This is a genomic window from Candidatus Competibacter phosphatis (genome assembly GCF_012939995.1).
GTDB classification, from domain to species: Bacteria; Pseudomonadota; Gammaproteobacteria; order Competibacterales; family Competibacteraceae; genus Competibacter; species Competibacter phosphatis.
The window spans coordinates 1-806 of the sequence record NZ_SPMZ01000100.1; the positions used below are offsets into that span (position 1 = coordinate 1).

2 protein-coding genes are annotated in these 806 nt (G+C 61.7%); both read left to right on the top strand.

Translation table 11 applies throughout. The features are described from left to right. The first annotated feature begins 71 nt into the window (after nucleotides 1-71). Entirely contained in the window at nucleotides 72-500 is a 429-nt protein-coding gene (locus E4P82_RS20770) for a tRNA-dihydrouridine synthase (RefSeq protein ID WP_312915967.1), read from the top strand. A gap of 101 nt (nucleotides 501-601) precedes the next feature. Continuing rightward, nucleotides 602-806 (top strand): CBS domain-containing protein (locus E4P82_RS20775; protein WP_169250663.1); only part of this gene is annotated, 205 nt, incomplete at its 3' end.

Below are 806 nucleotides of genomic sequence, written 5' to 3' on the forward strand. Positions count from 1 at the left end.
GAAATTCCGCCGTTGCGTCATGAGGTCGTGCACTACGACCGNTCAAGCGGGATTTCCCCGAATTGACCATCGTGCTGAACGGTGGCTTGACCACACTGGAGCAGGTCACGGAACAATTGCGACAGGTGGACGGGGTGATGATCGGCCGCGCGGCTTACGAGAACCCTTACCTGCTGGCCGAGGTGGATCGACGGTTCTTCGGTTCGAGCGCGCCACCGCCGAACCGCCATCAGGTGGTTCGGGCGTTGCTGCCCTATCTGGAGGAGCGACTACGGGCGGGAACGCCGCTGCAATGCATGACCCGACCTATCCTCGGACTGTTTCAGGGCATACCGGGGGCACGGGCCTGGCGGCGCGTCCTGAGCGAACGGGCCTGGCGGCACGGAGCGGGGGTGGAAGTGGTGGAGGCGGCGCTGGAACGGGTGGCGGAAACCGACCGAGCGCCCCAAATCGCGGGCGCGACCCCTGGCCACGATGCAGGATCGACGACAAGGGCGTAAAGTGGCATCCGCCCGCATTAATCGCGGTTTCCCCACGCTCTGTCCGCCGTGACAAAATTTTCGGGCGCGAACCGCCACGACTTTGTAAAGGACCGCCACCGATGTACGAATTTCTGCAATATCAAATTCGCGACGTGATGACCGTCGATCCCATCGCCATCAGTCCAAAAGCCAAATTGCGCGAGGCCGAGGAATTGTTCGAAACCCACGACTTCAACGGCGTGCCGGTGGTGGACAACCAACGCTGCCTGCTCGGCATGCTGACCAAGTTCGACTTGCTGAATGCGTTTCGTTTCGACGCTCACA